This is a genomic window from Phenylobacterium sp., from assembly GCF_031412415.1.
In the GTDB taxonomy this organism is placed as follows: Bacteria; Pseudomonadota; Alphaproteobacteria; order Caulobacterales; family Caulobacteraceae; genus Phenylobacterium.
The window spans coordinates 1-13651 of sequence record NZ_JANOCX010000249.1 but is presented as its reverse complement, the minus strand read 5'-3'; the positions used below and the strand labels follow the sequence as shown (position 1 = coordinate 13651).

General features: G+C 68.3%; 14 protein-coding genes. 11 read left to right on the top strand and 3 right to left on the bottom strand.

What is annotated here, in order from left to right:
- The 10 genes from RMO04_RS12400 to flhA all read left to right on the top strand — a co-directional run.
- Positions 1-338 (top strand): ClpXP protease specificity-enhancing factor SspB (locus RMO04_RS12400; protein ID WP_309645093.1); only part of this gene is annotated, 338 nt, incomplete at its 5' end.
- A 6-nt stretch (positions 339-344) separates the two neighbouring features.
- Positions 345-812, top strand: coding sequence for a PaaI family thioesterase (locus RMO04_RS12395; protein WP_309645092.1), 468 nt, complete (start codon positions 345-347; stop codon positions 810-812).
- Between the two features lies 1 nt (position 813).
- A complete protein-coding gene (locus RMO04_RS12390) occupies positions 814-1587 on the top strand; it encodes a C13 family peptidase (protein WP_309645091.1) in 774 nt (257 codons plus the stop codon).
- 149 nt (positions 1588-1736) lie between these two features.
- Positions 1737-3884 carry a serine hydrolase domain-containing protein gene (locus RMO04_RS12385; protein WP_309645090.1) on the top strand — a complete coding sequence of 716 codons (2148 nt, stop codon included), beginning with the start codon at positions 1737-1739 and terminating at the stop codon, positions 3882-3884.
- A 202-nt stretch (positions 3885-4086) separates the two neighbouring features.
- Positions 4087-5748, top strand: coding sequence for a flagellar basal-body MS-ring/collar protein FliF (gene fliF / locus RMO04_RS12380; protein WP_309645089.1), 1662 nt, complete (start codon positions 4087-4089; stop codon positions 5746-5748).
- Positions 5745-6770, top strand: coding sequence for a flagellar motor switch protein FliG (gene fliG / locus RMO04_RS12375; protein WP_309645088.1), 1026 nt, complete (start codon positions 5745-5747; stop codon positions 6768-6770). Before fliF ends, fliG begins: the two co-directional genes overlap by 4 nt.
- Positions 6770-7420: a flagellar assembly protein FliH gene (locus RMO04_RS12370; RefSeq protein ID WP_309645087.1), complete on the top strand. Its 651-nt coding sequence runs from the start codon at positions 6770-6772 to the stop codon at positions 7418-7420. The genes fliG and RMO04_RS12370 overlap by 1 nt, the downstream gene beginning before the upstream one ends.
- Positions 7421-7425: 5 nt before the next feature.
- Positions 7426-7764, top strand: coding sequence for a flagellar motor switch protein FliN (fliN, locus tag RMO04_RS12365; protein WP_309645086.1), 339 nt, complete (start codon positions 7426-7428; stop codon positions 7762-7764).
- 28 nt (positions 7765-7792) lie between these two features.
- Entirely contained in the window at positions 7793-9160 is a 1368-nt protein-coding gene (locus tag RMO04_RS12360; protein WP_309645085.1) for a sigma-54 dependent transcriptional regulator, read from the top strand.
- A 6-nt stretch (positions 9161-9166) separates the two neighbouring features.
- The gene (gene flhA / locus RMO04_RS12355) at positions 9167-11266 is read left to right on the top strand and encodes a flagellar biosynthesis protein FlhA (RefSeq protein WP_309645084.1); all 2100 of its coding nucleotides are present in this window, start codon (positions 9167-9169) and stop codon (positions 11264-11266) included.
- Between the two features lie 10 nt (positions 11267-11276).
- Here flhA and RMO04_RS12350 read toward each other — a convergent pair whose 3' ends face one another.
- Complete coding sequence (locus RMO04_RS12350) at positions 11277-11795, bottom strand: N-acetyltransferase (protein WP_309645083.1); 519 nt, start codon at positions 11793-11795, stop codon at positions 11277-11279.
- Positions 11796-11931: 136 nt separating this feature from the next.
- Here RMO04_RS12350 and RMO04_RS12345 point away from each other — a divergent pair, with 136 nt between their 5' ends.
- Positions 11932-12315 carry a DUF4282 domain-containing protein gene (locus tag RMO04_RS12345; RefSeq protein WP_309645082.1) on the top strand — a complete coding sequence of 128 codons (384 nt, stop codon included), beginning with the start codon at positions 11932-11934 and terminating at the stop codon, positions 12313-12315.
- On the opposite strand, the gene RMO04_RS12340 is transcribed toward RMO04_RS12345, so the two are convergent.
- Both RMO04_RS12340 and RMO04_RS12335 read right to left on the bottom strand, forming a co-directional pair.
- Positions 12312-13358 (bottom strand): endo-1,4-beta-xylanase, encoded by a 1047-nt coding sequence (locus RMO04_RS12340; protein ID WP_309645081.1) that lies wholly within the window; start codon positions 13356-13358, stop codon positions 12312-12314. The genes RMO04_RS12345 and RMO04_RS12340 overlap by 4 nt on opposite strands.
- Positions 13355-13651, bottom strand: a 297-nt coding sequence (locus tag RMO04_RS12335) for a flagellar export protein FliJ (RefSeq protein ID WP_309645080.1), incomplete at its 5' end; no start/stop codon positions are given. The genes RMO04_RS12340 and RMO04_RS12335, both read right to left, overlap by 4 nt.

Sequence of the window (13651 nt, the reverse complement as noted above, 5' to 3'; positions counted from 1 at the left end):
TCTCAGGTCCCAACGACCTGCTTGGCAAGTATCCCGACGAAATGACCATCGTCCTCCAGCACCAGTACTGGGACCTGGCGCCGGGCGAGACCTTCTTCACCGTCACCCTGAAGTTCGGCGGACAGCCAAAGCGGCTGTCTGTGCCCTACGCCGCGGTGACCCGGTTCTACGACCCCAGCGTCCAGTTCCTGTTGCAGTTCGAGGCGCCGGCCGGATCGATCGCCAGCGCGCCGGTCGCCGTGGTGGGGCCGAACGACAAGGTCGCCGACGCCTCCAACATCGAGCCCGATCCCGACGCGCCGAACGTCGTGTCCCTCGACACCTTCCGGAAGAAGTAGTTTCGCATGACCGAAGTCGCCGCCGAGCCGGAAGCCCTGACCGACGAAGCCATCCTGGCGCGTTTCCAGCGCACCAAGAACCAGCCGACGGGGTCCCAGACCCTGGGCTTCAAGTTGGTCGCCGTCAGCCAGGCTGATCGCTCGGTCGAGGTCGAATTCGACGCCAAGGCCGAACTTCTGCTCAACCCCATGCGCCAGATTCAGGGCGGCTACATGTGCGCCATGCTGGACGAGGCCATGTCTGTGGCCTGCATGGTCGCCTCGGGCATGACCCACGTGGCGCCGACGGCCGAGATGAAAACGACCTTCTTCCGCCCCGGCGCGCCTGGAAAGCTGAAGGGGATTGGCCGAGTGGCAAAGTGGGGCCGCACCATCGCCTTCACGGAGGGCGAGCTCTACGACGCCGAGGGCCGGCTGCTGGCCAAGGCCACGGGGACGGCCGTGCCCACGCCCTTCCAGCAGTACAAGAAGTAGGATGAGACCACGCGCAGGCCTCGCCAGCGCGTTGACGGCCCTGCTGCTGTGCTGGGCCGGTCCGGCCCTGGCCGCCAGCCCCTTCGCGGATTGGGCCGCCGTGGTCGTGGCCGGCGATTATCACGGCAGCGGCGGCGGGCCGACGGAGGCCTTCGACAACGCCCGCCGCGACGTCTCCAAGGAGCTGCAGCGGATCGGCTTCGAGCAGGGCAATCTGCGCCAGTTCTCTGTGCGGCCCGACCGTTACAAGGACAAGCCGTCGAAGTCGGAGCCGGCGGCGATCTACGCGGCCCTGGGCGAGTTGTCGGGCAAGACCAAGGCCGGCTGCCTCGTCTACGTCACCTCGCACGGCGCGCCCCAGGGCGTGGTCATCGACCAGCAGATCCTCAGCCCGGGCATCCTGGGCCGTATGCTGGACGCCACCTGCGCCACGCGTCCGACCATCGTCATCATGTCGGCTTGTTTCTCTGGGGTCTTCGTGCGGCCCTTGGCCGCGCCGAACCGGATGATCCTGACCGCCGCACGCCCGGACCGCACCTCTTTCGGATGCGGCGAGGACAGCGTCTATCCGTTCTTCGACGACTGCGTGCTCAAGACCAGCCCGACATCCAAGGACTTCGCCGCCCTGGCCTCGGCGGTGAAGAGCTGCGTGGCCCTGCGCGAAATCCAGGAGGGCATGAAGCCGCCGTCCGAACCCCAGGTCTGGATCGGCGCCGAACTGCGCCCGCTGTTGCCGCTCTATTCCTTCCCCAGCCGAACGCCCGCCGCCGACTAGCCCAAACACGGCGCCCAGCGCCGACTAGCCCAAACACGGCGCCCAGCGCCGACTAGCCCAAACACGGCGCCCGGCGCCGACTAGCGAAGTGTCGAGAGGGCGCCTACAAGGGGTCTGGCTTGCGTGAAGCTCTGGGCGGAATTTCTTACATGCGTTTGACGATCAAGGCCCTTTTGGTTGCGGCCCTCACCCTGTGCGCGGGCGCGAGCCAAGCGCAGGACCAGGCTGCGCCTGCGGCGCCGATCCCCGACGGTCCCGTGCCCTATACCAGCCTCCAGCGTCCGGCCCGCCCCGCAGCGACGAGGCCCGCCCCGCCGCGAGCCGCCACCACGCCCGCCGCGACGACGACCCCAGCCGCGCCCATCGGCGTGGTCGCCGCCCTGCCCGTCACCGCCAGCGGCGCACGGCTGACGCCGCTCGAGACCCTGCCCCCCGCCGAACTGGAAGCCTTCGTCGACGGGGTGGTGCGCAGCGCCATGGCCCGCGACCACATCGCCGGCGTCACCGTTTCGGTGGTCCAGAACGGTCAGGTGGTGTTGAAGAAGGGCTATGGCTTCGCCAGCCTGACCCCGTCCCGCAAGGTCGATCCCGACGCGACCCTGTTTCGCATCGGCTCGATCTCCAAGACCTTCACCTGGATCGCCCTGATGCGGGAGGTGGAGGCTGGCCGCATGCGCCTGACCGATCCCGTGAACCGCCACCTGCCCGAGCGCCTTTGGGTGCGCGACCAGGGCTATCGCACCCCCGTGCAGATCGCCAATCTAATGGACCACTCGCCGGGTTTCGAGGACCGCGCCCTGGGTCACCTGTTCGAGCAGACCTTCGCCCGTGAGCGGCCGATGGCCGAGTACCTGCGCCAGGAACGCCCCCGCCGCGTGCGCGCGCCGGGCGAGGTGGCCAGCTATTCCAACTACGGCGCGGCCCTGGCGGGCCAGGCGGTGTCCTACGTTTCCGGCGAGCCCTTCGAGCGGCTGGTGGAGCAGACGATCTTCGTGCCGGCCGGCATGCACAACACCAGCTTCCGCGAGCCCCACCCGCCCAAGGTCGGCATTCCCGGCGCGATGCCCACGCGGCTCGCCGACAACCTGTCCCAGGGCTATCGCTGGACCCCCAGCGGGTTCGAGGCGCGGCCCTTCGAGTATATCGGCCACATCGCGCCCGCCGGCTCGGCCTCGTCCACCGCCAGCGACATGGCGCGCTACATGCAGCTCCTGCTGAACCAGGGCGTGATCGACGGCGCGACGATCTACGGGCCCCGCTCGGCCCAGGCCTTCCGCACGCCGCTTCGCAAGACCCCCGCCGGGATCAACGGCTGGCGCCACGGGTTCATCGAGTACGGCCTGCCCGGCGGCCGAACCGGCTTCGGTCACGCCGGCGGGACGCTGTCGTTCCTGTCCAACATGGTCGTCGTGCCCGACCTTAAGCTGGGCGTCTTCATCAGCACCAACACCGAGACCGGCGGCGACTTGGCGAGCAGCCTGGCCGGCCAGGTTGTGGGCCAGTTCTACGCGCCGCCCCAGCCCTATCCGCGCCCGGGCTCCGACGCGCTGAAGGACCAGGCCCGCACCTTCGAGGGCTATTATCTCGGCACCCGCCGCGCCTATCGCGGGCTGGAGTCGATCGTCGGCCTCGCTATCGGCGGCGTCACCGTCAGCGTCGACGACAAGGGCCGGCTGGTCACCTCCGGTTTCGGCCAGTCGCGCACCTGGGTCCCGGACGGCAATCTCAACGAGGGCCGCTTCATTTCCAGCACCGGCTCCGAGCATCTGGTCTTCAGCATGGGCGCCGGCCGCGCCCACAGCTTCCAGTCGGCCTTTGGCGACCAGACCTTCGAGCGGGCCGGCTTCTGGAAGAAGCCCTCGACGGCGATCACCCTGGCGGTCCTGACCTTCATCGCCGCGGCCTCAACCCTGGCCGGGATCTTCCTGCGCAATCGCCGGGAGTTCCGCGAGACCTCGATCCAGGGCCGCGCCAGCCTGATCCAGAATATCCAGGCCACCCTCTGGCTCACCATGCTGGTCCTGTTCGGCGTCTGGCTCTCGCACACCGGCGACGTGGCCAACGTGATGTACGGATGGCCGGGCCCGTTCCTGTTCATCGCCTCGGCCTGCGCCCTTGTGGCGGCGGCCTTGACGCTGGCGACCCTGATCCTGCTGCCGGCCATCTGGCGCGGCGGGCGGCGCGTAGACTCCTGGACGGCGCTGCGCAAACTGGCCTTCTCGGTGACGGTCCTGCTCTACGCCGCCTTCGCCATCGTGCTGTGGTTCTGGGGTGTCTTGAGCCCCTGGAGCGGCTGATTCGAACGCCCACGTCGAAATTCATGAACACGGCCCGGCGCCGGACCCGGCCGAAATGATGGTTGCTGAGCAAATTCAGTACGATTTGCCGCAACCTTCACCACGACCTTAAACGCGTCGTTTACCAAGCACTGGGTAAATCCTGCCTAGCGGCGGGCGGCTTTCAGCGTTCGTCCCGCGTATCCCGGGAAGGACGCCCGCGTTGAATAGCTTCGTCGCCGCCCTGCAGAGGTTCGGAATCGGACGGCTGGCGGCCATCCTCGGGATCGGAGCGGGCGTCGCCGCGGCGCTGTTCGCCCTGACCATGGGATTGGGCGAACCCAAGGCGCTGCTCTATTCCAACCTCGACCTGAAGGAAGCCGGCTCGATCACCGCCGCCCTCGACCAGGGCGGCGTGAAGTACGATGTGAAGGGCGACGGTTCGACCATCATGGTGGCCCGCGACCAGGTCGCCGCGACCCGCCTCATGCTGTCGGGCAAGGGCCTGCCGACCTCCGGCTCGGTTGGCTACGAGATCTTCGACGGCGGCAACACCATGGGCCAGACGGACTTCGTCCAGCAGCTCAACCGCCAACGCGCCCTGGAAGGCGAACTGGCCCGCACGATCCAGAGCCTGGACGGCGTGACCTCCGCTCGGGTCCACCTGGTCCTGCCCAAGCGCCAGCTCTTCGAGGAAGAGGCCGAGCAGCCCTCGGCCTCGGTGACCATCGGGGTCGGCGGGCGCGAACCCACCCCCGACCAGGTCCGCGCCATCCAGAACCTGATCTCCAGCGCCGTGCCGAACCTAAAGACCGACCGCGTCACCGTGGTCGACCAGCACGCCAAGCAACTCTCGGCAGGCGAGGAGGGCTTCGCGGGCCAGGCCGCCGACGGCCGCCGCAGCGAGGTCGAGCAGCGCATCGCCAAGACCGTCAAGGGTCTGGTCGAGGGCGTGGTCGGCGCGGGCAAGGCCCGCGTGAACGTCACCGCCGACCTCGATCTGGCCCGGGTCACCGTCCAGCAGGAAACCTTCGATCCCGACGGCCAGGTGATCCGCTCGGAATCGACCAACGAAGAAAACGCGCGCGAGAACCAGCCCGACGCCAACGGCGGCGTCTCGGCCAGCGCCAACATCCCCACCGGCGCAGGCGCCAACGACGAAGCCATGGCGGCCTCGGCCAGCGGCCGCACCGAGTCGACCACCAACTACGAAATCTCCAAGACTACCCGCACCGAGGTTCAAGAGCCCGGTCAGGTGAAGCGCCTGTCGGTCGCCGTGGCCGTCGATGGCGCGACCGCCGTCGGCGCCGACGGCAAGCCCGGCGCCTATACGCCGCGTTCGGCCCAGGAGATGGCCCGCATCGAGCAACTGGTCCGCACCGCCGTCGGCTACAGCGCCGACCGGGGCGATCAGGTCACGGTGGTCAATGTCCGCTTCCCCGCGCTCGCCGACGCCGGCGGGGTCGAGGCGTCGAACCCGCTGATGGGTTTCGACAAGAACGACATCATGCGCGCGGTGGAGCTGGCGATCCTGGCCCTGGTGGCCATCCTGATGATCCTGTTCGTGGTCCGTCCGCTGCTGCGCAACGCCGGCGGCGGTGGGGGCGGCGGGCGCGCCCTGCCCCATCTGACGGCCCCCGGCGGCGGCGTCACCCGCGTGGTGACCACCAGCGACGGCCAGCAGATGCAGGTCCCGGTGGATCCCAATACCGGTCAGCCCCTGGCCCTGCCAGGTCCCGGCAATGAGCTTGAGCAGCGCATCGATATCGCGCGCATCGAGGGCCAGGTGAAGGCCTCCTCGGTCAAGCGCGTCTCCGAGTTCGTCGACACACACCCCGAGGAGTCCGTCTCGCTCCTGCGCACCTGGCTGCATGAGACGACATGAACGCCAGGCTCAAGACCATCACCGATCCAGCCCGGCTGAGCGGTCCCGAGAAGGCCGCGGTGATCCTGCTCGCGCTCGGCGAGGATCACGCGACGATCTGGCAACAGCTCGACGAGGAAGAGATCAAGGAGATTTCCCAGGCCATGGCGGGCCTGGGGAACGTTTCAGCCGCCGTCGTCGAACAGCTCCTGATGGACTTCATCTCGGGCATGTCGGGCGCGGGCGCGATCATGGGCTCGTTCGAGCAGACCCAGAGGCTGCTGCAGGCGTTCCTGCCGGCCGACAAGGTCGACACCCTCATGGAGGAAATTCGCGGCCCGGCGGGCCGCACCATGTGGGACAAGCTCGGCAACGTGAACGAGGCCGTTCTCGCCAACTATCTGAAGAACGAATACCCCCAGACCGTCGCCGTGGTGCTGAGCAAGGTGAAGTCCGAGCACGCGGCGCGCGTGCTGGCCGCGCTGCCCGAGGACTTCGCTCTGGAGTGCGTCACCCGCATGCTGCGCATGGAGCCGGTTCAGCGCGAGATCCTGGACAAGATCGAACAGACCTTGCGGACCGAGTTCATGTCGAACCTGGCGCGCACCTCCAAGCGCGACAGCCATGAGATGATGGCCGACATTTTCAACGCCTTCGACCGCCAGACGGAGGCGCGCTTCATCGCGGCCCTGGAAGAGCGCAACCGCGAGAGCGCCGAGCGCATCCGCGCCCTGATGTTCGTGTTCGAAGACCTCTCCAAACTCGATCCTGGCGGGGTCCAGACCCTGCTTCGGGGCTGCGAGAAGGACCAGCTCGGCCTGGCGCTCAAGGGCGCCTCGGACGGCCTGCGCGAGATGTTCTTCTCCAACATGTCGGAACGCGCCGCCAAGATCATGCGGGAGGACATGGAGAGCATGGGCCCCGTGCGCCTGCGCGACGTCGATCAGGCGCAGATGGCCATGGTCCAGGTGGCCAAGGATCTCGCCGCCAAGGGCGAGATCATGCTGGCAGGCTCCGGCGGCGACGATGAGTTGATTTACTGATGACCGACGCGCCCCACCCCAGGTTCGGCTTCGACACCGTCTTCGACGGCGCGGGCGACGTGGCCTACGCCCCGCCGCGCCCCAAGCGCCTGTTCACGTTGGAAGAAGTCGAGCATGCCCGCGCCGGCGCCTTCGCCGAGGGCGAGCAGCAGGCCCTGGCCTCGATGGCCGCCCTGCAGGCCCAAGCCTTGTCGCAGATCGCGGGCTCGGTCGGCGCGGCCCTGCCCAAGCTGGCGGGCGTGGCCCACGATCATCGGCTGGGCTCGGCGGAGCTCGCGCTCGCCTGCGCCAAGGCTATCGCCGACGCCGCCCTGGCCCGCTTCCCCGAGGCCCCCATCCGGGCGGCCATGGAGAACCTCGCCCGCGAGATCGAGGCCGCGCCGCGCCTGATGGTCGCCGCCGCGCCTGAGTTGGCCGAGGGCCTTCAGGCCGTGCTGGAAGAGGCCGCCCAAGCCATCGGCTACGCCGGCGCGATCCAGGTGCGCTCGACGCCCGGCATGGCCCCAGCCGCCTTCACCCTCGATTTCGGCGACGGCTCGGCCACCTTCGATCCCACCGCCGCGGCGGGCCGCGTGGCCGCCGCCCTCGACGCTGCGCTGGCCGCCGAAGGCCTGCACGCCGAACCCCTCATTCCCGGAAGCGAGACCTGAGCGCCATGTCCGACACCGAACTCAAGCTCGACGAATTCGCGCCTTCCGACATTCCCATGGCCGAGATGAACATGGAGATGGAGGAAAAGACCGGCACCGATCTGCAGGCCGTCTACGACGTCCCGGTCTCGATCTCCGCGGTCCTCGGGCGCGCCACCATGTCGGTGGCCCAGCTCCTTCAACTCCAGTCCGGCAGCGTGCTGGACCTGGACCGGAAGGTCGGCGAGGCCATCGACATCTATGTCAACAACCGCCTGGTCGCCCGCGGCGAGGTCGTCATCGTCGACGACCGCCTGGGCGTGACCATGACGGAAATCATCAAGGACGGCGACTCCCAGGCCTGAGGCCTGAGCGTCACGAGGAGATACGAGTATGCGGCTTCTGGTCGTCGGCAAGTTGAACGGACAGCTCTCCACCGCCGTGAAGATGGCGATGTCGGCGGGGGCGAAGGTGAGCCATGTGGAGACCATCGCCGCGGCCACCCACGCCCTGCGCGCCGGTCAGGGCGCGGACCTGCTGTTGGTGGACTACGACCTCGATATCGCGGCCCTGATCGCCGCCAACGAGGCCGAGCGCATCCATGTTCCGGTGGTGGCCTGCGGGATCGACTCCGACGCCAAGAAGGCCGGCGACGCGATCCGGGCCGGCGCCAAGGAATTCATCCCCCTGCCGCCCGACGCCGAGATGATCGCCGCCGTTCTGGCCGCGGTGACCGACGACGACAAGCCGATGATCGTGCGCGACGCGGCGATGACCGAGATCATCAGCATGGCCGATCAGGTCGCGCCTTCCGAAGCGTCCATCCTGATCACCGGTGAGAGCGGATCGGGTAAGGAAGTCATCGCCCGCTACGTCCATCAGAAGTCGCGGCGCGCCAACCGGCCGTTCATCTCGGTCAACTGCGCCGCGATCCCCGAGAACCTCCTGGAGAGCGAGCTCTTTGGCCACGAGAAGGGCGCCTTCACCGGCGCCGTGGCTCGGCGGATCGGCAAGTTCGAGGAGGCCTCGGGCGGCACCCTGCTGCTGGATGAAATCTCGGAGATGGACACCCGGCTGCAGGCCAAGCTGCTGCGCGCCATCCAGGAGCGTGAGATCGACCGCGTCGGCGGCTCCAAGCCCGTCAAGATCGACATCCGCATCCTGGCCACTTCCAACCGCGACCTCACCCAGTCGGTGAAGGACGGGACGTTCCGGGAAGACCTGCTCTATCGCCTGAACGTCGTGAACCTGCGCCTACCGCCGCTACGCGAGCGGCCCGGCGACGTGGTCGCCCTGGCCGAGTTCTTCGTGAAGAAGTACGCCAAGGCCAACGGCGCCCCCGAGCGTCCGCTCTCGGCCGAAGCCAAGCGCCGCCTGGCCGGACATCGCTGGCCGGGCAACGTCCGCGAGCTAGAGAACGCCATGCACCGCGCGGTGCTGCTGGCGGTCGGTCCGGAGATCGAAGAGACCGCCATCCGCCTGCCCGACGGCCAACCGCTGTCTGCCCCGGACATGGGCGCGCGCACCGCCTCCCACGCTGCGGTGGCCGCCGAGGCGGTGGCCCGCTCCTTCGTCGGACAGACCGTCGCTGAGATGGAGCAACACCTGATCATCGACACCCTCAGCCACTGCATGGGCAACCGCACGCACGCGGCCAACATCCTGGGGATCTCGATCCGAACCCTTCGCAATAAGCTGAAGGAATACAACGAAGCCGGCGTCTCCGTGCCGGCCCCGCAGATGGGCCAGAACGCGGCCTAATCGATCATGGCCAACGCGGGATCATACGTCTCTGAACGGCCCACGCCTCGCATCATGCTGGGCTGGCTGATGAAGGGCGAGGTGGCGATGGCGCTCGGCGTCATCGGCATCGTCATCCTGCTGATCCTGCCGATCCCGCCGTTCCTGCTGGATCTGCTGCTGGCCATCTCGATCGTCAGTTCAGTGCTGATCCTGATGACCTCGCTGCTGATCAAGAAGCCGCTTGAGTTCACCGCCTTCCCCACCGTGCTGCTGGTCACCACGCTCTTCCGGCTGGGGCTGAACATCGCCTCGACCCGCCTCATCCTCGGTCACGGTCACGAAGGCGCCCACGGGGCCGGCAAGATCATCGAGGGTTTCGGCAACCTGATGATGGGGGGCAACTTCGTCATCGGGGTGATCGTCTTCGCCATCCTGGTGCTGGTGAACTTCGTCGTCATCACCAAGGGTTCGGGCCGGATCGCCGAGGTCGCCGCCCGCTTTACCCTGGACTCCATGCCGGGCAAGCAGATGGCCATCGACGCCGATCTGTCGGCCGGCCTGATCGAGGAAGACGAAGCCAAGACCCGCCGCAAGGAGCTGGAGCAGGAAAGCACCTTCTTCGGCGCCATGGACGGCGCCTCGAAGTTCGTGCGCGGCGACGCCGTCGCCGGCCTGATCATCGTGGCCATCAACATCATCGGCGGCATCCTGATCGGAGTGGTGCAGCACAAGGTGCCGCTGGGCGAAGCGGCGGCCACCTATACCCTCATGACCATCGGCGACGGCCTGGTCAGCCAGATCCCCGCCCTGATCATCTCCATCGCCGCGGGCTTCCTGGTCTCCAAGGCCGGCGTCGACGGCTCGGCCGACAAGGCGCTGGTCACCCAGCTGGCCATGAACCCCATCGCGCTGGGCATGGTCTCCGCGGCTTCCGGCGTGCTGGCCTTCATCCCCGGCATGCCGATCATCCCGTTCGCGGCCCTGGCGGCCGGGGCGGGCTACCTGGCCTGGCGCCGCTCCCAGAACGAGATGGAGGCGGCCCACAACGCCGTCGAATTCGTCCCCATGAGCGCACCGACCCCGGAGCAGGAAGAGCCGATCAGCCAATCCCTGGCCATCGATGAGATCAAGATCGAGCTGGGCTATGGTCTGCTGCCCCTGATCAACGACCTGGAGGGCCGCCGGCTCACCGACCAGATCAAGGCCCTGCGCCGGACGCTGGCCGCCGACTTCGGCTTCGTCATGCCGGCCGTGCGCATCCTCGACAACATGCGCCTGCCCTCCCAGGGCTACATGATCCGCATCAAGGAGATGGAGGGCGGCCAGGGCGAGGTGCGGCTGGGCGCCCTGATGGCCATGGATCCCTCGGGCGGCCAGGTCGAGCTGCCGGGTGAACACATGCGGGAGCCGGCTTTCGGCCTGCCCGCCACCTGGATCGACGACAACCTGCGCGAGGAAGCCACCTTCCGCGGCTACACCATCGTCGACCCGGCCACGGTGCTCACCACCCACCTGACCGAGATCCTCAAGGAGAACATGCCCGACCTGCTCTCCTACGCCGAGGTGCAGAAGCTGCTGAAGGACCTGCCGGCCGAGCAGAAGAAGCTGGTCGACGACCTGATCCCCAGCATCGTTACCGCAACCACCCTGCAGCGGGTCCTGCAGGCCCTGCTGCGCGAGCGCGTCTCCATCCGCGACCTGCCGGCTATCCTGGAGGGCGTCGGCGAGGCCGCGCCGCACACCCAGTCGATCGTGCTGCTGGTGGAACAGGTCCGCTCGCGCCTGGCGCGCCAGATCTCGTTCGCCCATCGCGGCGACGACGGATCGCTGCCGATCATCACCATGTCGGCGGAATGGGAAAACGCCTTCGCCGACGCCCTGATCGGAACCGGCGATGAGAAGCAGCTCGCGCTCGCGCCCTCACGGCTTCAGGAGTTCATCCGCGGGGTCCGCGATAGCTTCGAGCGCGCCGCCCTGGCCGGTGAGAGCGCCGTCCTGCTGACCAGCCCGCAGATCAGGCCTTACGTCCGCTCGATCATCGAGCGCTTCCGCGGCCAGACCCCGGTCCTCAGCCAGAATGAGATCCACCCGAAGGCGCGGCTGAAGACGGTCGGCTCGATCTAGCCGCGCTTCCTCAAGCCATCGGTTTGACGAAGATGAACTGCTGGCCGTGGCCTTCCTCGTGGCGCTGGCCGGTGTCGACGAAGCCGATCTTCTGGTAGGCGGCGATGGCGGCCTCGTTGCGGGCATTGACGGCCAGCATCAGCTTTGGCTGGACGGGCCGCTCGCGGGCGAACCAGGCTTCCAGCAGGGCGATGCAGCGCCGGCCCACACCCTGGCCCTGCATGCCAGGCCGAACCCGGAAACTATGAAGGCTCACCGAGCCCGGCGGCGCCCACGGCGGTTTGCGCAGGCCCTCGCGCAGCACGAAGAAGCCGACCACGCCCAGGTCGCCTGGCGCGATCACCGCGAAGCCCTGCTCCAGCCCCACCGCGTCGGGCTCGTTCAGCCGGCCGAACACCTCGTCCAGGGAGCCCGCGAAGACTTCCTGCTCCGGCGGCAAGCCTATGGTTTCCACCAGGTCCCGGTCGGCGCCGGAGATGGGTTCCAGCTTCCATTCGGCGGTGTCTATGGTTCTTGTTTCAACTCCCATGGGAGGGAGGCTAACACGCAATAGGCGACAAATGTCAGGCGAGACGTGGCGTCTGCCCCGTTGCGGCCCGGCGTGGCGGCTGGTAGCGGTTTGCCCCCAGGGTGACGATCGTCCGTCCCCGAGCGTTGGATATCGAATGCGGCCACCTGCTTCCAAGTCCCGGCGTGGTCCGGGCGGGACCATCTTCTGGGACCTGCTGACCTTCGAGAAGCTGATGACCAATCAGGTCATCCACCTGATCTACTGGGCCGGCCTGGGCGTGATCGCCCTGGTGGCGTTCGGGATGGTGGGCGCAGCTGTCGGCGTGGCCCTGCGCGAAGAAAGCTGGATCGGCGTGATTCTGGCCGTGCCGGTCCTGGTGGCGGGGCTGCTGGTGGTGGCCGCCCTGGTGCTGCTGTGGCGGTCGTTCTGCGAGCTCTATGTGGCCCTGTTCCGCCTCAGCGACGACCTGCACGCCCTGCGCGACGCCGCCGACGCCCAGGCGCGTCCGGCCGCGCGTCCAGGCCCGCCGCAGGCCTAGCGCAGTCCGCCGATCCAGGCCGCCGCGGCGGCTTTCGGGCGACCCGCGTCGTCGAACAGCAGAGGCGAGTCGGCGGGGTCCTCCCGCTTCAGCCAGGAATCCTTGTCGCGTAGGCCCCAGTGCGTGAAGCCGAACCGCTGCCCCCCCGGCAAGCTGGAGAACGCCTCCGCCGCCTCGGCGTAGAGCCGCGACTGGCCGGCCAGCAACCGCCCGCGATCCTTGATCAATCCCCGTGAGCGGGTCAGGGACACGTCCATCTCCGAGACATGGACCATGAGGCCCAGGCTCGCGAGATCCTTCAGCGCCTTGGTGATCTCGCCCGGCGCAAGGTCGGCCGCCAGGTGGGTCTGGGTGCCCACCCCGCCGATGGGCGCGCCGGCCTTCAGCAGCGCCTCGACCAGCTTCATGAAGGTGGCGCGCTTCTTCGGGATGTTCTCGAGATTGTAGTCGTTCAGAAACAGCACCGCCTCGGGATCGGCCTCGCGGGCGTGCTGGAAGGCCAGCACCATGTGCTGCAGCTTGCCCAGCTTCTGCGACCAGAGGCTGTCGCGCCAGCCGACGCCGTCCTCGGCCACCGCCTCGTTGACCACGTCCCAGCCCACCGCCTGGCCGCGATAGCGCCCGGCCACCGCCAGGATGTAGTTCCGATAGGCCGCGCCGAACTTCACCCGCTTTTCGTCCAGCCGCTCGAAGGCGCCCGGAACCTGGGCGTACCAGATCAGCGTATGGCCGAAGAGCCGCATGCCGTTGGCCCTGGCGAAGGCCGCGATGCGGTCGGGCGCCTCGAAGCGGAAGGAGCCGTCGTCCTTGACGATGTACTCCATCTTCATTTCCCACTCGGGCGTGACCTGGGAGACCTGGGACGCGATCAGCGGGACGAGGCCGGGATCGCCCAGTTGTTCCTCCTGGACACAGACCCCCACCGGAAACGCCGCGACGCTCCGCAAAGGCGGAATGCTGACCGGGGTTTGGGCGTCGGCGCGGCGGTCGCAGGCGGCGAGCGCCAGCCCGCCTCCCAGCACGAACCGCCGATCCAGGGTCACCGGCCGCCCGCCGCGATCCGGCGCAGGCCCAGCTCGTCCAGGGCCGCGGTCTCCCGCTTGGCGGTCTCCTTGACCGCGGCCAGGCGCATGCTTTCGGCGACCTGCTCGTATTTCTTCTGTTCCTCGAAGGCGAGCGCCAGCGCGTCGCGGGCCCCCTCCTCCTCGACGGCGATCCGGTCGATCTCGGCCTGGGCCAGCGCCTTGCGGGCGCGCAGCCCCTCCAGGAAGCCCAGCTGATACCAGCCGTGCTCGGCGTCCTGTCGACCCTTCTCAGCCTCGGCCTCGCCCTCGGC